At 60.5% G+C, this 17,573-nt stretch carries 13 protein-coding genes and 1 pseudogene; 10 read left to right on the forward strand and 4 right to left on the reverse strand.

Going from position 1 to position 17,573, the window contains the following annotated elements:
- Positions 1–35 precede the first annotated feature (35 nt).
- Positions 36–1,595, forward strand: a complete 1,560-nt coding sequence (ntrC, locus tag E5678_RS01875; RefSeq protein ID WP_136176957.1) for a nitrogen regulation protein NR(I) — start codon at positions 36–38, stop codon at positions 1,593–1,595.
- Between the two features lie 18 nt (positions 1,596–1,613).
- On the opposite strand, the gene E5678_RS22220 is transcribed toward ntrC, so the two are convergent.
- Entirely contained in the window at positions 1,614–1,844 is a 231-nt protein-coding gene (locus tag E5678_RS22220; RefSeq protein WP_168708466.1) for a DUF2061 domain-containing protein, read from the reverse strand.
- Positions 1,845–1,925: 81 nt separating this feature from the next.
- Here E5678_RS22220 and E5678_RS01885 point away from each other — a divergent pair, with 81 nt between their 5' ends.
- Positions 1,926–2,795, forward strand: a complete 870-nt coding sequence (locus E5678_RS01885; RefSeq protein ID WP_168708467.1) for a helix-turn-helix transcriptional regulator — start codon at positions 1,926–1,928, stop codon at positions 2,793–2,795.
- Here the strand turns inward: E5678_RS01885 and xth are convergent, their stop codons facing one another.
- The gene (xth, locus tag E5678_RS01890; RefSeq protein WP_136176960.1) at positions 2,796–3,563 is read right to left on the reverse strand and encodes an exodeoxyribonuclease III; all 768 of its coding nucleotides are present in this window, start codon (positions 3,561–3,563) and stop codon (positions 2,796–2,798) included. It abuts the gene before it with no gap.
- A 322-nt stretch (positions 3,564–3,885) separates the two neighbouring features.
- Positions 3,886–3,996, reverse strand: a pseudogene (locus E5678_RS22425) (ATP-binding protein); the annotation flags it as partial.
- A 634-nt stretch (positions 3,997–4,630) separates the two neighbouring features.
- Between E5678_RS22425 and E5678_RS01900 the strand changes: the two are divergent.
- The 5 genes from E5678_RS01900 to E5678_RS22535 all read left to right on the forward strand — a co-directional run bounded on the left by E5678_RS01900 (position 4,631) and on the right by E5678_RS22535 (position 13,156).
- On the forward strand, positions 4,631–5,119 hold the full coding sequence (locus tag E5678_RS01900) for a DUF1579 domain-containing protein (RefSeq protein ID WP_136176961.1): 489 nt from the start codon (positions 4,631–4,633) through the stop codon (positions 5,117–5,119).
- A gap of 867 nt (positions 5,120–5,986) precedes the next feature.
- Positions 5,987–6,367, forward strand: coding sequence for a hypothetical protein (locus tag E5678_RS01905; protein WP_136176962.1), 381 nt, complete (start codon positions 5,987–5,989; stop codon positions 6,365–6,367).
- Positions 6,368–6,387: 20 nt separating this feature from the next.
- Positions 6,388–10,041 (forward strand): hypothetical protein, encoded by a 3,654-nt coding sequence (locus tag E5678_RS01910; protein WP_136176963.1) that lies wholly within the window; start codon positions 6,388–6,390, stop codon positions 10,039–10,041.
- A 36-nt stretch (positions 10,042–10,077) separates the two neighbouring features.
- Positions 10,078–13,008 (forward strand): hypothetical protein, encoded by a 2,931-nt coding sequence (locus E5678_RS01915; protein WP_136176964.1) that lies wholly within the window; start codon positions 10,078–10,080, stop codon positions 13,006–13,008.
- 4 nt (positions 13,009–13,012) lie between these two features.
- Positions 13,013–13,156 (forward strand): hypothetical protein, encoded by a 144-nt coding sequence (locus E5678_RS22535; RefSeq protein WP_247596882.1) that lies wholly within the window; start codon positions 13,013–13,015, stop codon positions 13,154–13,156.
- 685 nt (positions 13,157–13,841) lie between these two features.
- Here E5678_RS22535 and E5678_RS01925 read toward each other — a convergent pair.
- Positions 13,842–15,101, reverse strand: a complete 1,260-nt coding sequence (locus E5678_RS01925; protein ID WP_136176965.1) for a hypothetical protein — start codon at positions 15,099–15,101, stop codon at positions 13,842–13,844.
- 399 nt (positions 15,102–15,500) lie between these two features.
- On the opposite strand from E5678_RS01925, the gene radC reads away from it, so the two are divergent.
- The 3 genes from radC (at position 15,501) to E5678_RS01940 (ending at position 16,815) form a co-directional block, all read left to right on the forward strand.
- Positions 15,501–16,037 (forward strand): DNA repair protein RadC, encoded by a 537-nt coding sequence (gene radC, locus E5678_RS01930; protein ID WP_136176966.1) that lies wholly within the window; start codon positions 15,501–15,503, stop codon positions 16,035–16,037.
- Positions 16,038–16,219: 182 nt separating this feature from the next.
- Positions 16,220–16,501 (forward strand): YlcI/YnfO family protein, encoded by a 282-nt coding sequence (locus tag E5678_RS01935; RefSeq protein WP_136176967.1) that lies wholly within the window; start codon positions 16,220–16,222, stop codon positions 16,499–16,501.
- Complete coding sequence (locus E5678_RS01940; RefSeq protein WP_136176968.1) at positions 16,498–16,815, forward strand: type II toxin-antitoxin system RelE/ParE family toxin; 318 nt, start codon at positions 16,498–16,500, stop codon at positions 16,813–16,815. The genes E5678_RS01935 and E5678_RS01940 overlap by 4 nt, the downstream gene beginning before the upstream one ends.
- Positions 16,816–17,573: the final 758 nt, after the last annotated feature.

Below are 17,573 nucleotides of genomic sequence, written 5' to 3' on the forward strand. Positions count from 1 at the left end.
AACACGCTCGCTGCCGAGCGAAGGGAAACACACACATGAAGCCCATCTGGATAGTGGATGACGATCAATCGATCCGCTTCGTGTTGGAAAAAGCCCTGTTGCGCGAGAACCTGCCCACCCGCAGCTTCACGCACCCCCAAGAGGTGCTCAAGGCGCTGAACGATTCGCCTGAGAGCGAGGGGCCACAAATTCTGGTGAGTGACATCCGCATGCCGGGGGGCTCAGGGCTGGATTTGCTCGCCCAGGTGAAAGAGAAATTGCCAAGCTTGCCGGTGATCATCATGACGGCGTTTTCCGACCTGGACAGCGCGGTGTCGGCCTTTCAAGGGGGCGCATTCGAATACCTGCCCAAACCGTTTGACTTGCCAAAAGCGGTGGAGCTGATCCGGCGTGCCGTCGAGGAGAGCCAGCGCGAAGAGGTCGCGGAGGAGCGCATGACCGCAGCGCCCGAAATGCTGGGGCAGGCGCCGGCCATGCAGGACGTGTTTCGTGCCATTGGTCGCTTGAGCCAGAGCCAGGTGACGGTGTTGATCACCGGGGAGTCGGGTTCGGGCAAAGAACTCGTGGCCCGTGCCTTGCACAAGCATTCGCCCCGGGCGGGGGGGCCATTTGTGGCCATCAACACGGCGGCCATTCCCAAAGATTTGCTGGAATCCGAGCTCTTCGGCCATGAACGTGGGGCCTTCACGGGTGCCCAGGCGATGCGCCGAGGGCGTTTCGAACAGGCCGATGGCGGCACCCTGTTTCTGGACGAAATCGGAGACATGCCGTTTGAATTGCAGACGCGCTTGTTGAGGGTGTTGTCCGACGGGCATTTTTACCGGGTTGGCGGCCACAGCGCGGTGCGCACCCATGTGCGGGTGATTGCCGCAACCCACCAGCATCTGGAGCAGCGGGTCAAGGAGGGGAGTTTTCGCGAAGACTTGTTCCACCGCCTCAATGTGATCCGCCTGCGGTTGCCGGCCTTGCGCGAGCGCCGTGAAGACGTGCCCATGCTCTCGCGGTTTTTCATGCAACAGAGCGCCAAGCAACTGGGTGTCGATCCCAAGCGCATTTCCGAAGGTGCACTTCGCTTGTTGTCCGGCTTTGACTTCCCGGGCAACGTGCGTCAGCTGGAGAATCTTTGCCATTGGCTGACCGTGATGGCACCGGCCCAGGTGGTTGAGATCAAGGATTTGCCCCCCGAAGTGCTGGCGGTTGCGCCCGCTGCTGTGGCCGCGGCGGCAGACCTCTTGCCCGCTTCTGCTGCGGTCGCCTCCGCCGCTTCCAGGCCTGTTGCGGAGGCTTCAGCCGAACCCGCCACCGGTGTTCAGCCCGCCGGTTCCGAACAGCCCCTGATGCCCGAGGGGGGTGCTGGGGGCGCGCCTCAGCCAGCTTTGGACTGGGCTGCGGGACTTCAAGTCGAGGCCGCCGCGCTGCTGGAGTCGGGTTGCCCTGAGGTTTGGGATGTCTTGACGCGGCGGTTTGAATCGCGCTTGATTCAGGCAGCCTTGGCCCATACCGGTGGCCGGCGCATCGAAGCAGCCCAGAAGCTGGGCATCGGGCGCAACACCATCACCCGCAAGATCCAGGAGCTGGGGCTGGACGAGGCCTGAGTTGCGCGCCGACACGGTTCAAGGGGCCTCTGAAGATGGGCCTGAATTGGCGCGCACGCCCCACCGTACACGGGCCCACAAGCGTTCGTGGATCACATAAGTGACCAGGCCCATGCCGGTGAGCAGGGCCGACAAGCCCATGCTTTGTTGCAGATTGCCCAGAAACAGGTAATTCACGCCGATCATGATGATCAGGCCAGATGTTTGCCAGGTGAGGGCTTTGGCCCAGGTGCGTTTGTTGTTTTCCATGAAGGCAGTTTGGCAAAAATGCCATCGTGAATCAACGTTGCGTTTGCAATCAAAACGCCGCATACGGTGATAATGGTCACCATGAGTGAGCCGTCCCAACGTATGACCCGCAGCGAGCGGGCCCGCCTTTTCCGAGACCGGTTGAGTGAAACGATGCAGTCGCAATGGCTCAACCGGAGCACGCTGGCCGAGCGTGCGGGGGTGGACCGCTCGACGGTCTCGTTGCTGCTGTCGGAGCAGCAGACGCGCCTGCCTTCCGGGCATGTGGTCGCAGACCTGGCCGCGGCATTGAATGTGACCACCGACTGGTTGCTGGGGCTGACCACGACCACGCGGGCACCCGGCGAAATCTTGCGTGAATCGATGCAGGTGGCCGAGAGAGCGCCCGGCCGAAGTGACGCCAACATCGAACGGTGGTTGAAGGACGCGGGCGATGCCAAGGTGCGCAATGTACCGGCATCGCTGCCCGAATTCATGAAAACCGAGGCGGTGATGACCCTGGAGTACGCAGACTACGCAGGTAAATCACCCCAGCAGGCGCTGGCGGAAACCCAGGCCCGGCTCACCATCAGCCGCATGCCTGGGAGCGATGTTGAGGTGGTCTTGCCTCGACAGCGCCTGGAGGACTTTGCGCGGCGCGCCGGTATCTGGGCCGACTTGAGCGTTGAAGACGTGCGCGAACAACTGGACCACATGGCCAATCTGTGTGATGAGCTGTACCCGAGCGTGCGTCTGCACCTCTTCGACCAGCGCCAGCACTACAGCGCCCCCATCACCGTGTTTGGCCAGCGCCGCGCCGTGATCTATGTGGGCAGTTCGTACTTCGTGTTCAACACCCAGGAACATGTGCAGGCACTCACCCGGCATTTTGACCAACTCGTGAGAGATGCCCGCGTGCTCAGCCATGAGGCTTCGGCCTGGTTGCGCTCGCTGAGCGCCCAAACGGGGTGATCAGTCTGCGAGCGTGATGACCACGGGGGCGTGGTCGCTCGGGCGTTCGTTTGCGCGCGGCACTTTGTCGACCACACAAGCGGTGGCACGGCCTCTGAGCGCCTCGGAGATCAAGATGTGGTCGATGCGCATGCCCTGGTTGCGGCGAAAACCACCGTTGCGGTAGTCCCACCAGCTGTAGTTCTTCTCGGGCTGGGGGAACTGGCGCACAGCGTCGGTGAGACCGAGGCCGATCAGTGCCTGAAGATGGGTGCGCTCTTCGGTGGTGCAGTGAATGGATTCACGCATGCCCACGGGGTCCCACACGTCGGCGTCGTCGAAAGTGATGTTGTAGTCGCCCATGAGCACGAGGTTGGGGTGCTGTTCTATCTCGGCGCGAACCCAGTTGCGCAGGGCGTCGAGCCAGCGCATCTTGTAGACAAATTTGTCGCTGTCGGGGGCCTGTCCATTGGGGAAATAGGCCCCGACCACACGCACGCCACTGACTGTGGCACACAACACCCGAGATTGTTCGTCGGGAAATCCGGGAATGTTCTTGATCACATCGGTGGCGGGTGTCTTGCTGAGCAGCGCCACACCGTTGTAGGTCTTCTGGCCAAACCATTGCGACTGGTAGCCCGCTTCGCCAAAGGCAAGCGTGGGGAACTTGTCGTCGGTGAGCTTGAGCTCTTGCAATGCCAGCACATCCACCGGGTTGGCGGCCAGCCATTCCAGGACTTGCGGCAGGCGCACATTGAGAGAGTTGACGTTCCAGGTGGCGAGTTTCAAAGTAATCCTAAGTAATTGTTTTTATTGAAGTTTTTAATTCAGATTTGAAGAGATACCCCCACACATACCCCCAAAAAACCTTGCTGCGAACCCGATTGACGCTATGGTCCTGAAATTAGATGTCGCAATCTTGCCAGCGGTCGCCTGAACCTGCTCCTAAATTCAGGTCATGGCGAGATGATGCCTCAAGAGCCGGTGACCGCTGCGCGGAAGTCAAGGGACACAGCATCCGGAGCCGACTCAGCAAAGACCCTGATGGCCACCCCAAACTGCTCCACTTATGGCCGGTCAAACTGCTCCAGGCAGGACGGGCGAATGATGACTATACGGGAGTGATGGCGATGCGTGTGGCGGCCTCCTTCAAACGGTAACTCTTGCCCTCGAACTCCAGCATCGCGCAGCGGTGCATGAGTCGGTCCAAGATGGTGGTGGCCGTCAGGGGGAAGGGCGGTGATTTCGGGGCGACTTTGAATGTCCGGTCCCTCTGCAGTCGGACTCACGCAGTCGACCCTGAACTGCCGGTCGATGTCCTGCCATCAAGGACGGGAATGCAGCGATTGCCGTCGGTCGCGGCCGGGAGCTGGGTTCACGGTGCTTGGCACGAAGCCGTCATTGGCTCAGCCGGCAGCGAGGCGACATGAATGACTGGTATCGAGCGGGCTGCAGTCATCCAGCTTGGCAGGCCGCAGGTACCCCTTCAAATCGCGGTCGAATGTCAGCTGCTCGAAGGGCTGAACTCACACTGTCGACCCCAAGCAGACAATTCCGCACTTTCTGCAAAGCGGTCAACCAAACCTGCAGCCTATGAAAAACCGTACCCAACACGCATAGACCTGCACGGTGCTGAGGCTATAGTGCATCTACCGAATACGCGAGATCAACTTGACCAAAATTCAGGTGCACTTCATCGGAAGGCTGCTGGATTTCACGGAATTTTTCTAACTGGACGTATATCCGGCATATTTGCGAGCCAGCCAAGCTGCAAGTCCCTTTCAAGAGGAATCAATTCCCAACTTATAGAGCCGGTTTTGCTCTGGACATAGCATTTAGCCTAAGGACAAACTCTCTTGCCGCTCTCAGCACTTTCTTCAGCCCCAGATGACTTCGACTTTGTTGTCGGAGACTGGTTTGTAAAACATCGTCGCCTCGATAAGCGCTTGGCAAACTGTCACGACTGGACGGCGTTCGATGGCGAAATGTCAACCCACAAGGTACTTGGAGGCTTCGGCAACCTTGAAGACAACCTGCTGAAATTCCCAGGCGGGGAATTTCGCGCCATTGCCTTACGCGCTTTCGACAAAGAGTCAGGAACTTGGGCCATTTGGTGGTTGGATGGTCGCTTCCCTGGCCAATTAGATGTGCCGGTAAAGGGCCGCTTCAAAGATGGCGTCGGCAGCTTCTACGCGGATGACATCCAAGACGGAACTGCGGTCAAGGTTCGTTTCCTTTGGTCCCGTTCAGGCCTCAACACTTTGCGCTGGGAGCAAGCATTCTCAGCGGACGACGGTGTAGTTTGGGAGACCAACTGGACAATGGACTTCACGCGAAAGCCATAGGTCCAAAAAAACGTTCGAGGCGCACTGCTGCGCCGCAGCTCAATTCCATCCTTGAACGGCTGCTCTCCCGTTTGAACACCGACCGCTCATGGCCGGCAGTGTGAGTAGGAAACTGAACCCGGAAGCTGACCTTCGATTCGCAGGTCCCGTTAGGCCGAAGTCAGGTTTTCGCAGTCGCAATGGAAACCCGGTTTCGGCCATGAACAGCCCTTGAGACCACCAACTTGAGCGTCGGGTCAAGACTGACTGCGGTCGGTCAATTTCTGACGATAAGTGACAGTTGCGGCCGCGACCTGCCACTCACCATCACGCGAGCCGTCTGACTGCTGTTCATCAGGCGCCTGAAAGTCAAGCGCGATCAAGCCCAAGAACGGATCACTCAGGCGCACATCGCCGACCAAAGGCAGCTTTCTCAGAAGTTTACGAGGGCTACCGACCGGCCTCCGCCAGGCAAGACATTGAAACTCAGCAGCAAAGCTGGCATCGTTGAGCGTTAGCTACTCGCCATGAAAACGGACCAGGCTTAAGCGCCGTTGTGCCAAGGCGCCTTGAGCTTGAAAACGCCTTGTCCGGCATTCTAGGTATGCACACCTGCGCGTTTTCGGGGCGGATCATCCTAAAGTGCACAGCAGAGTCTGGCGCTATGGAACGACAGAATCACATCCGGCGCCGGCTGGCACGTCTGCAAATACCCACTTCCAATGAAGCAACAATCTCCCTACTGGCGGTGCCGGTTAGTTTGACACTCTCACGCTCGCCGCGCACGATGCAGATGCGTCAGACATCCGCCGATGTAGAACTCGCACCCCCTCAAGATCCTTAAGTTGCATTGGTTCCTTTCATGCCCTGGCGCAGAAAGGCAATCTCGTGTTCAACAAGAACATCAGCGACCCGAAGGTCTATGAACTCACGATCACGCTGCTCGGAAATAGCGAACTGATCGAAGATGCAGAGTTCGGCCGGCCAGCCGGCTTCGTGCTGAATTCGGCAGCGTCCGGCGCAACGCAGCAGGCTGTGACGCTGGTAGAAAAGCGCCGCACGACACGCATGAAGGTTCTCCCTACGCCCCCGCAGTTGAATGGTGAGGCCGGCACCGCGGTCGCCGCCAACGTCACGCGCTTTTCGGCTTGCAGTTGTCGATATCCTCCCTTCATCCTCACACCTCACCGGTTGGCTAGGTGTTGCACTTCAAGCTTGAGACCGATCTCCCTATCCTCCGACATATTTTGTTGTGATGTGGCAGTGTGACTAAAAACGAGAGGACATCAATGGCCGCCGATCAAACCGACACAGCGCCGACATTCCGGGCCACAGGCCTTGTGGTTGAATCTGAAACTCGCGAAGGGTTGCCTAGTCTGATTGTCACGCTCTATCAGACCGAAAAGCCTAGCGGCGCGTTTGGTCTAGCGGGTGCCGCAAGGCTTGCGGAAACTGGGCACCGCCTGGGTAGTGTGATGACGGATGCTGATGGTGTTTTTCAAATAGCGTATGTGCCTCGTCTGAGTGACGCGGGCGGGCCGCATCTGGTTTTGGTCGTGGCTGGGCCGGACGATGGTTTGGCAGAGGGTGACGGCGTGCTGCATGTGTCAGCCAAAGCGCGACGCAGCGCAGGACGGGTTGAAACCTTCAGCATCGCCATTGCAGGCAAGCAGTTGGCCCTCTCTGGGCTGGGCGTGCGGCCCACAACCCAAAGCCGCGTCGCCTCATACAAAGATGACTGGGCCGCCGAGCAGAACTTCTCTGCGGACATCGCTGACTTCCACAAAGAAGAAGTCAAGGCCGAGATCGAGGACCGCGAGCAGTTCCGCAAAGAGTTGCTGGATCAGGTGGCGACCGACACCTCGATTGCGACGTTCCCCGGCGCGGTTGTGACCGACAACAAGATCGATGAAAGCCTGAACGCGGTGATCGAACGCTCGGTTACCAAGGCCAACAGCACGATTGCGAACGCGCGCGGCGTTCCAGTCAACCTTTACCTCACCGCAGATGACCGCTCTAGGCTGCAACCATTTTTTGACGCCGCCGTTGACGGGTTTGCCGCCATCCCTGAAACCGCGCTGCGTGACATTTTGTTTCGCGCTCAAGCCTCGGAAAACCCAGGCACGCTGCTGATCCACAACAACCCCATTGCGCGGTTCTGCGCCGAGCAGACCTTTGGCGAAATCTGCGCCTCGCGCCACACCGATTTGGCCGAACCAGTTGACGTGGAAGGGGATGACACGGTTGATGATAGGGGCGGGCAGGGAGATGACACAGTCCCCGCCATCGCTCCTCTGACCAACGAGACTGTGCCGCTTTATGCCGCACGGTTTCTGGACGGTGCTCGCTCGCCCGATGACGTACTCTCGGAGACGTTGTCTGGAAAGCGGCTCAGCAAGGAAGGTCTGGAGGATGCGGTTGATGGGTTTTCGCTACGCGTCGGCCCCGCCGATGTGCCCGCCTACTACGATTTTCAAAGCCTGCAGATCGCCTTTGATCACGTCTGGAAGGTGTTGCTCGACGAAGAGGTGGTCGACACCGCCGTGCGGCTGAACAAGGCCTATAAGAAGAAGACTGGCTTCAGCTTGTCGCAGCGCTTTGGCGGATCAATAGTGGAAACGGTCAATTCGCCGCAAGTGGCTTATGAATCTGTGCCCCGCGTGGTGCCTGCGGTGGTCATGGCGCAGTTTGACATCACGCTGCCAGAATGGACCGATCTGAACGCCACCTATCAGGCGAAACTGCGCGAGATTGCGACCGAGCTTGAGGAGGGCTGCAAGACCACCAGAACATCTTCACTTTCAAACGACGGCCGGACCCAGACAAATATCATTAACACCATCGGTTCGTCGCATGCCTGCGAAAAGCGCCGTCAGGATCGGCGTGAACAGGGCGAAAGGCTGATCGACAGCGTGCGGCACGATGATTACTACACGCTTCACAAAACCCTGCGCGACCTTAAGGCGCGGCTGGATGCGGATTACGAATTTACCGTGTTTGCGGCCAACCGTTCAAGCCAGGCGGTGAATTTTGGCCTTCTGAATGACTACCGGCAGGAATGGACGCCGATCAATTACCAGGCGGGCAAACTGGTCAAGACCATCCCGCTGACCCCCAAGGAGGAGCGCCGCTATTCGATGAAGGTCATGCGCAAGCTAAGCCATTCCCAAAAAGAGGCGGTCAAAAACAACTCATCTGTGTCTGCCGAGCAAAGCTCAACCTCGCGGGTCGAGTCTGAGATCATGGAGAAGGCGCAGAACAAGACGGATTTCAATTTGAACGCGTCGGGCAGTTACAACGTCGGTGTATCCAAGGGCAAACAGACCACAACCTTTGGCGTTGAAGCGCAGCAGGAATCGTCATCCGCGCGCAAGGATTTCCGCGAAGCGGTGCTGAAGGCCACGCAGGAATACAAGGACGAACGCAGCGTCCAGATAGACACCGAAGAATCGGAAACCAGCGAATACACCGAGTCCGGCATCATCATTAATCCCAACGATGAGCTGTCGGTCACCTATCTGTTCTACGAGTTGCAACGCCGCTACCGCGTGTCCGAACAGTTGCACCGCGTGCAGCCGGTGGTACTGGTGGCGCAAGAGGTTCCCGCCCCACATCAGATCACCGAAAGCTGGGTGATCTCGAATGACTGGATCATCAACCGCGCGCTGCTTGATGACAGTTTCCGCATGGCGCTTAGCTATTTGGGCACCAAAAGCGTGGGTGACGATTTTGCCCTGCGCGAATTGCGTCGCAACCTGCGCCAGCAGCGCAATCTGGTGGAAACGCTGCGCCTTGAATACGCGATGGCAAGTCGGGAGGCCGAGAACCGCTATGCTGCGCTGGAAGGGGCGATCTCTTCGCGGATCGGCGAAGAGGAAGAAGAGGCAACCGACGGCTGGTTCAGCGATATCGGTGATTTCTTCGGGGGCGGCGGGCAGGATCCCGAGGCCGCCAAGGCGCGCGAACTGGCTGCTAAGGATGCCCACCAGCGCGCGCTGGAGCGGGCCGAGAAACAGGGTGCGGCGCTGAAAGGCGAAGTGCGCACGCTGCATTCCATCACCCGCGAATACAACGAAACCCTGCGCACCCATCTTGACAATGAGACCCGCGTAAAACGGCTGCTGGTGCATATCCGCAAGAATATCTTTCATTACATGCAGGCGATCTGGCGGATGGAGCCGCCGGATCAGCGTTTCATGCGGCTGCACAAGGTCAAGGTGCCCACCGTTGAACTGGCCACGGTGCCCGATCCTCAGAACCCCGCCATTCAGGTGCCCAACCGCACCTATTTTGTCGACGTAGTCGCGCGCGAGGATATCTTTGCCGATTTCCGCCCCGCAGGCACCACCAAGCACCGGGCCTTCATGTCGGGCACGGTCCGAAAGGGCCTTGCACCGCGTCCGTTGGTCGAGGTGGCGGATCTGGACTCGATGCTGGGGTTCAAGGGCAATTACATGATCTTCCCGCTGAAAGAGCACAACGCCCTGACAGAGTTTATGGCAGCACCCTATATCGACGCCGCCTTCGGCGCGATGGACCCGGACGAGCTAAGCAATGTCAGTTTGAAGGATTACAGCCGCTATGTCTGCTGCCTGCATGACACGCTTTCGGAAGAGGCGTTCACCGCGCTCAAGCCCAATCTGAAGAAATGGCTCAAGGCGCTGCTGTCCGATCCGCTGCGCAATGGCGATGAGATCGTCGTGCCGACCGGGTCTTTATTCATAGAATCGCTGCCGGGCACGCATCCGCTGCTCGAAGACTTCAAACTGCGCCACCGCGAACTGGACGTCTACAAAGCGCAGAACGAGGTGCGCCATGGTGGGCTTGAGGCGCTGCGTCTGGCCGCTCGGCTGGTCAATTCCGAACGCGGTGATCCCGATGTGGACAAGACCATCGTCGTCGAGGGCGGGCTTGCGCCACATATCGGTGTCGAAGACGCGTGAGGATGACGGGCGCTTGCGTCAGCGCGGAGGTGCCCCATGGCGGATAACGACGCGGATGACGCAGCCGCAAAGACGGTTGCGCCGACAGATGCCGAACGCGGCACCAATACCGCTTGGCTTGGCATCCCCTACAAGCCTGTCGAGACGTTTCTCAGTGTCTATGACGCCAAGGCGGGCACCATGGTTGTGTGCCACGATGTCACGTTGGACATGCTGGAAAATAGGGCTGCCGCGCTGCCACGCGGCCCTGTCAATTGGCCGCGCGAGCAACCGGAGATCCTTTACGGTCGGAGGGAGCTGGACAGTCTCCTGTTTCACGGCTGGCTGGCCACAGCCCTGACCGGCCCTACCCCGTGCCTGTTTCGCCTGCTGTGGCTTGTGGATGACGCGCTGACCATTTCTACCCACGCGACCTATCCGCGCAAGTTCATGGACCTGGCTGACATGGCCCTGCGCATCGCCGCCACGATTGAGGCACGGACCTCCAAACCCTACCGGGTGTCTTTTCGTGACAATCCGGCCCTTGATCCCGCGATCCTCAAGGTGCCGCCGATGGACCGGCTGCCCGACTGGCAACGCTTTGCCGATCTACGCAGCGGACGGGCACGCTCTGCTGTGACGAAGGACACCTCGGCCGCAAAAATAACGCTGGAAGACCGCGAAGCGTGGGCGGATCTGATGGACAAATTCGCCGATGAGTTGCGAAACACCATCGGCAAGGGCCGTATCGCTGTTGAAACCCGCGGCACGCGCACACCGGTCATCTCGCGCGCGCTTGCCACATTGCGCGGGCTCACCTTTGGCGATGCGGGAAAATCCTCGCACTTGCGCGTCACGGCACAGTGGGCAGACAAACCCATCGGCTCAACCGTCGGCATCATCCTTTACAGCAGCGTCTATTCGGTGGTGCTGGACGGACGCGGCGAGCCGGTGACCCTACCCGGCATCGCGCCCTATTCGCTGCTTATTCAGGGGCCGGGGGAAAACATGCTGCGCAGGCTTCCTCACCCGGGGCTTTATGTCAGCCTTGGGATACTTGCCAGCTATCAGCTGCGCGTGACCGGGCCACACAAGACACAGGTGCTGGTCCATGGCAGTATGTTCGGATTGCAGCGTGAAGTCATGGGGTTCAGCCGGCAAGGGCTGGGCGCAGAGGCCTCGACACACCCGCTGCAGAACCGGTTGCAGAATTATCTGGACCGCACACATCGCGGACATACGCTGGTATCGATTGTCACGCCGGACGCCTTCGCCTCAGGCTCGCTCAGCTTCGCCAGGCTCAAGAGTACGATCTACAAGCTGATCCCGCTGATGGCGGAGTTTGCGCTGAAATACGTCAAGGCCGAGCTTGCCAAGCTGCCCGAGACCTACAAAGACAAGATCGCGCAGATCGCCGCCGATTTCATCCCCGATGCCGTCAAGGATGCGGTCCGCGCTTGGGCGATCAATTGGCTGATCAAGAAAGTTGGTAAAACGATCATTCCCGGGGTCAACCTGATCTCTGCCATCGCCGACGCGATTGATGATGACGGAGATGCCGAGCGTATACGCAATATCGCCGCCTGCCTGACTATGGCAACTCTCAGCGGCAAGTCCGATGACATGGTCATCACCTCGAAAATCCTGTCAAAAATTGCCGTGAATGAGGTTGGCAAGCGGATTGTGCAGAAAGTCATCGCCGAGACCGGCAAGCAGGTAAGCAAGCAAGTTGGCAAACGCATGGCTGCAAGGGACACAGGTCAAATCGAAACAGACCAGATCGACGCGCCGGATGTTGAGGGTGCGCCGCCGCCAAGGGCCGACGCGCCCGTACCGTCGGCGCCGGAAACCCTGCCGCCAGAGATGCGAGCCCCCGCTCAGAACCCACCACGCGCCAAAGCGCTCGCGCCGAATGCACCTGATCCTGGTGCGGATCCGCGTGGCAAGGAGCCGCCCAAGCCGCCCGCGTCAAGCCCACCCGCAGATCCCGATGCTGCCCGCAACATCCAGGATCGCGGGTTGGGTAAACCCGAAGAGGCCGCCGAAAAGCGCGGCGTGGCCGCGAAAACCAGAGCCAATACGCCGAGCACTGAGGCGCCCCAACCCGCTGCGAAAAAAACCAATGGCACGCCACCGACCCGCCGTCGGGGTGCTGAGGCCGCAGAGGCGAAAAAACACCGCGATGCTGAGAAGGCGGAAGGCGACGCGCTCCTGAAACGCGCCAAGGCCCATGAGGCGGCCATGCGCGCAGAAGACGCCCGCGCGCGCGGCGAAACCGCCGCCGATACTGACCTGCGCGAAACCCATGACGCCCATACTGAAGGCACAGGGACGGGGCAGGCGCGCAAGGCCATCGGTCATCGGGAAAAGGAAGATCAGGGGCTTGGCGTCATAGACAAACCCAAAAAGGGGGAACCCACGGGCAAGGACAGCGGGTTGATCGGCGAGGGGCGGGAACAAGAAAATGCCGGTATCAAACGTGAGGTTCCGGAGTATTCGAAAGCGATCTCGGGGCCCACCAAGAAAGACCTGCGACGCGAGATCCTAGTCAGTGTAGCGCGCGGCAAACGCGATGGTCTGATCAAGTTCGCAGAGAAAATCGGGCTATCGAAAGACGGGCTTCGCGAAGTTGAAATCCCGGCTCCGCATGGCACCCGCAAGGTACGTCGCTATGACCGCGCCTACCGCGATGACAAGGGGGTCGTGCTGGTCGAGGCGAAAAACTACATGAAATCAACTCTGCGTCCGATCGACATCAAACAGCAACTGGCCAATGATCAGGCGATCATGCAAAGCCACGACGTGCGCATCGAGATGTATCTGGAAGGCAATGTTCATCCCGATACGATGGATCGATTAAATAGGATCGAAAAGAAATTTCCGGAACAATTCCTCATCCGCAAGGGCGAAACCTTCGAATATAAGCCCAAGAGGGAGGCCCTAAAGAAATACAGGGAGCGACGTCGGAAAGGCAAAGAAAAAAAATAGCCCCATGGTGTTATCGGAAATGGAACCGTTCGGCGAGGCCATGCTTGAGGGCGAAGTGGACCAGCTCGGCGTCGGTGTGCAGGCCCAGAGTTTCCATCATCTGGTACCTGTGGAACTCCACAGTGCGCGGCGAGATCCCGAGAACTGACGCGATCTGCTTCGCCGGCTGGCCTTTGACCGCGAGTTACAGTGCCTCGCGCTGCCTCGCGCTGCCTCGCGCTGCCTCGGCGCGAGGCAGCCGAGTGATCCGCTGCCATGCGCCGCTAGCTGGTACGTGAGATAGGTCTTGCAGTCATGCGCGGACCGCAAGGTCAACGCCAGTTCGACCGTCGAGGCTCGCCGTGGTAGATCTGCTCTCAATTGAGGTCCAATTCTCCGCGGTGACTGGCGATGTCGGCAGCACGTCGAAACCGGCCACCGGGAGCTAGCAATCGTCGAGTCTTGGATGCCCGCTTGGCCTCCAAAACCGTGAGTTCAGTCGACGAGGGCGGCCTACTGCAACCGCTGCATTCCCGTCCTTGGTGGCAGGACATCGACCGGCAGTTCAGGGTCGGGAGCACCAGTTCACCTTCGGCGTGAGCAGTCGTTCCAGCGATCTTGTCTGCCTGGCCTCAGTTGGATGACCGGTCTGGGTGGTCAACCGGCCGCTCGGTGCCTCGTTCCGCGAATGACAGGTTACGAAGCTCGCGAGCGTTCAGGCGTCAACGTCCTATGTCCGCACCCAGCCTTTACTCGCCACTCAGCTTGCTGGTCTCAGGTGCCGTTCATGGTCGCAATCGCTGACGAGCTTATCCGTTTGTCTTTGGATCCTTGGCCCCGGCGGTGCCCACAGATCAACGGCTTTTGCGTAGCGCTGGTGACGGCACCACGCCCAGCGCTTGCTTCATCCAGGCCGTCATCGGCTTATCGGTGGCGAGCGTTTGGGCGATGGTGGCCTGGGCTTGTTCGGTTTGCTGGGTATTGCTTGCCGCGTCGATGGCGAGTCGGTGGGCCTCCTGCACATCCAGGCTGGTGAGTTCGTAGCCGTGGCCGGTCGACATCCAATGCAGGGCGGCCAGGGCGCACTGCATCGCAAAGGTTGGTTGGGTTTTCAGGTGGTCGCGTGCGGCACGGGTCAGGGTCTTGGGGTCACAGGGTGAGGCCCAGGCCAGCTGGGTGGCCTGATCAAACAGTTTCAGCGTCTTGGCGGTGGCGAACCACTTGCCGGGCGCATGGGGGGTGGACCCGACCAGGTGGCCCAGCAGCTTGTCTGGCGCCAACTCGGGGTATTTCTTCGCCAAGGCCCTGAACGTCGCGAGGTGGGTGTGGGCCTGGTTGGCCCTCAGCGCGTACTGGTCGAAGGCTTCATCCCGCCGGCCGGCCTTGAGCAGCAGGTCTTCGGCAAAGCGGGCGAGGACTTCTTCGTTGGTGTGGATGCCCGCTCGATCGCGAGCATAGGCGATGGCCTCATCGATTTGGCCTCTGGCGGCCAGCACGCGGGCGCCCCAGATCAGATAGGACCAGATCGGGTGGCGGTCTTGGCTCAGCAGTTGCAGGATTTCTTCGTGGCGGCCAGCCTTGAACAGGGCGCTGTAGCACAGGCTTGTTCCCGCAAAGTACGCAAACGTGTCGCTGGCGCGCTCGCGCAGCACGTTGATCTGGCTGGGCAGCAACCGGTCGCTCCAGTCCGAGGCCAGTTCCTTCGTGGCGCAAAGGTCGCCCCAGTGATCACCGAGGGATTCGATGTAGGGGGGATCGTCTTCCTGGATGGCCTCAAACAGGCGGTCCAGCCATTTCTGGCGCACGGAGGTGCTCACCGGTGCGTTGCTGATCAGCGGTGCCAGTTCTTGCACGGCCGCATGGGCAGCGCTGCCCAGGGCGCCCGACGAGCTGTCGACCTGGCACAGGGCGGGCGAGAGCTTTTCCAGCAGGAACACGGCCCCTTCGCCCGCACGGGCGGGGTCGATCCGGGCTGCCGCCCGGATCTCGATCAGCGCCTCGTGGATGCGTTCAATGGCCAGCCGGGAGGCTTTCCAGCCGAAGGCGCTGCGGCGAAACCGGGTGCGGAAGGCCCAAGGGGTGGCGGCAGCGGTGGTAGTGGGGACTTTCTTCATGGCGTGGGGCGCTTGCTTTGATGGGATTGTCTTCGGTGGCGTTGGCTGCGGCCGTTGGCGTGAGTCGATTGTCGTCATTGCGTCCCGGCGTGCCGCCGTCGGGCTCTGCGGGCTGTGCCCCGCGCCCCGTGCCGGGTCGCGGCCATGCGGCTGCGATCCCTGACGCCTACCGCCGTCGGTGGGCCCTCGGCCTGCGCGCTGCGCTTGCCTGTCTCACGCGGGCTTGTGTGGTGGGGCTGGCTTGCTGTTCCCTTCATCCTTGCACACCGTTCTCGCCGTCAAGGTCTGCGCGCACGGTGTGCGCTGGCGGCCTGGCGGCCGTCTTCGAACCTGTGACTGCTGCGCTGCGGCGTGCCGGTTCCGGTCTCGGGCAATCCCGCCCGATCACTGGAGTTCGTCATGCAGCACGATCTGTTTTCTTCCCTCGATTCTTTTCAGACTCTCTCGGTGGGCGCTTCTGCGCTGTTGGTGCGCGATGTCGCCGGTGGGTACCGTGCGGCCGAGGCCGACGAGGTGCTGTTGGCCGCGCAGCGCTTGCTGGCCGCGCATGTGCGGGGCAGCGACGTGATGTCTTCGCCTGCGGTGGTCAAGGACTTCCTGCGCACGCGCCTGGGGACTTTGCCGCACGAGGTGTTTGCGGTGGTGCACCTGGACGCTCAGAACCGCGTGCTGGACTACGTCGAGATGTTCCGGGGCACGGTAAGTCAGACATCGGTCTACCCGCGCGAAGTAGTGCGCGATGCCCTTCTTCGCAACAGCTGCGCTCTGTTACTCGTGCACAACCATCCTTCGGGCGTGGCCGATCCTTCTAAGGCCGACGAATTCCTGACGCAAACGCTGAAGCAGGCTGCAGCGCTCATCGATGTGCGGGTGCTGGACCACTTCATCGTGGCGGGCAGTGCGGTGCAGTCGATGGCCGAAAAAGGTCTGGTCTGACCCATGGGCCCTCGGGCCCATTTTTGTTTTGTGTTCAACAGCGCGCGGTGCGCGGGCACAGGGGAGGGCGGAGCATGGCCGGATCCCCTGTTCGCCTTTCCTCGCACCGACTGCTTTGTCACTCCGAGTGACAAGTCGACTGGGTTTGCCATTGTGCAGCGCAAATGCGATACACTGAATTTATGAAAACCGCCACCATCCCCTCCGTTCGCGTGGACCCCGAGTTCCGGGCCGAGGTTGAGTCGTTGCTTGGCGACGGCGAGACGCTCTCCGAGTTCGTCGAGGCCTCGGTGCGGGCCACCGTGCAGCGCCGGCGTGTCCAGGCCGAGTTCATTGCCCGCGGCCTGCGTTCGCGCGACGAAGCACAACGCACCGGCGACTATGTCGACGCTGATGTTGTGATCGAACAATTGCAGCGCAAGCTGGACGCCGCACGCACCCGCATCGCGAAGACAAAGAAGTGAGCTTTAGGGTTCGCTTCACCCGCGAGGCCCAGGCCGATCTCGAACGGCTGTTTGACTTCGTGCTGGAGCGGGAACTGGCGCGCGACGGTGGCGACCTGGCCCTGCCCGAGCGGGCCTTGCTGGCCATTCGCGCCGGCGTTGCCACCTTGCAGACTTCGCCCTTCACCTGCCGCAAGGCGGGGAACAGCCCTTTCTTGCGCGAGCTGATCATCCCGTTTGGGCGAACGGGTTATGTTGCCTTGTTCGAAATCGAAGGCGCCGCCGATGTGGTGGTCACCGCTTTGCGCCATCAGCTCGAAGACGACTACCACTGAGTCGCCGTGCCAGGAGAACGACCGGCGCCTTTGGCACAGACCACCTCGGAGCAGCAGCCAACCCGTGAACCCGGCTGGCTTTGTCCATCGGAGTGACAAGTCTGCGGTTCAGCGCTACCTCGCCAATATGGAAAGTCGCGTCAGTCATGTCTGGACGGGGCCAGTGTTGTCACTCCGAGTGACAAACCGCGGTTCAGCCAAGCCCTGTACTGGATGGGCGGGTGCGCTTTGGGCCCGCCTGCATGGGGCCAGCGTTGTCACTCCGAGTGACAAACCACGGTTCAGCCAAGCCCTGCGATCGATGGGAGGGTGCGCTTCAGGACGGCCTGAACGGGGCCAGTGTTGTCACTCCGAGTGACAAACCGCGGTTCAGCCAAGCCCTGTACTGGATGGGCGGGTGCGCTTTGGGCCCGCCTGCATGGTCCAGCGTTGTCACTCCGAGTGACAAACCGCGGTCCATCCTAGCCTTGTGCTCGATGGGTGGGTGCGCTTCAGGGCAGCCTGAACGGGGCCAGTGTTGTCACTCTGAGTGACAAACCACCGCTCAGCCAAGCCCGGGGCGCTTCAGGGCGTGTGCGCTTCAGGTCAGCCTGCACGGGGCCACTGTCACTCCGAGTGACAAGCTGGGCCTCTCGAAGTGGTTGTCCTTCCGATGGTTCGTCGAAAGAAAGCTGCCCTCAAAACTCGGTCCACTTTTGGGCCGGTTTCAGTCCGCTTTTGGGCCACTTTCGGTCCGCTTTCGGTCCACTTTCGGGCCA

The sequence above is a fragment of the Hydrogenophaga sp. PAMC20947 genome (genome assembly GCF_004795855.1).
Lineage (GTDB): Bacteria > Pseudomonadota > Gammaproteobacteria > Burkholderiales > Burkholderiaceae_C > Hydrogenophaga.

What these genes read in the sequence shown, in the direction of transcription:
- E5678_RS22535 (WP_247596882.1), top strand. Translation starts at nt 13,013, where the DNA reads ATGGTGTTATCGGAAATGGAACCGTTCGGCGAGGCCATGCTTGAGGGC.
- E5678_RS01910 (WP_136176963.1), top strand. Translation starts at nt 6,388, where the DNA reads ATGGCCGCCGATCAAACCGACACAGCGCCGACATTCCGGGCCACAGGC.
- ntrC (WP_136176957.1), top strand. Translation starts at nt 36, where the DNA reads ATGAAGCCCATCTGGATAGTGGATGACGATCAATCGATCCGCTTCGTG.
- E5678_RS01925 (WP_136176965.1), bottom strand. Translation starts at nt 15,101, where the DNA reads ATGAAGAAAGTCCCCACTACCACCGCTGCCGCCACCCCTTGGGCCTTC.
- radC (WP_136176966.1), top strand. Translation starts at nt 15,501, where the DNA reads ATGCAGCACGATCTGTTTTCTTCCCTCGATTCTTTTCAGACTCTCTCG.
- E5678_RS01915 (WP_136176964.1), top strand. Translation starts at nt 10,078, where the DNA reads ATGGCGGATAACGACGCGGATGACGCAGCCGCAAAGACGGTTGCGCCG.
- E5678_RS01935 (WP_136176967.1), top strand. Translation starts at nt 16,220, where the DNA reads ATGAAAACCGCCACCATCCCCTCCGTTCGCGTGGACCCCGAGTTCCGG.
- E5678_RS01885 (WP_168708467.1), top strand. Translation starts at nt 1,926, where the DNA reads ATGAGTGAGCCGTCCCAACGTATGACCCGCAGCGAGCGGGCCCGCCTT.
- E5678_RS22220 (WP_168708466.1), bottom strand. Translation starts at nt 1,844, where the DNA reads ATGGAAAACAACAAACGCACCTGGGCCAAAGCCCTCACCTGGCAAACA.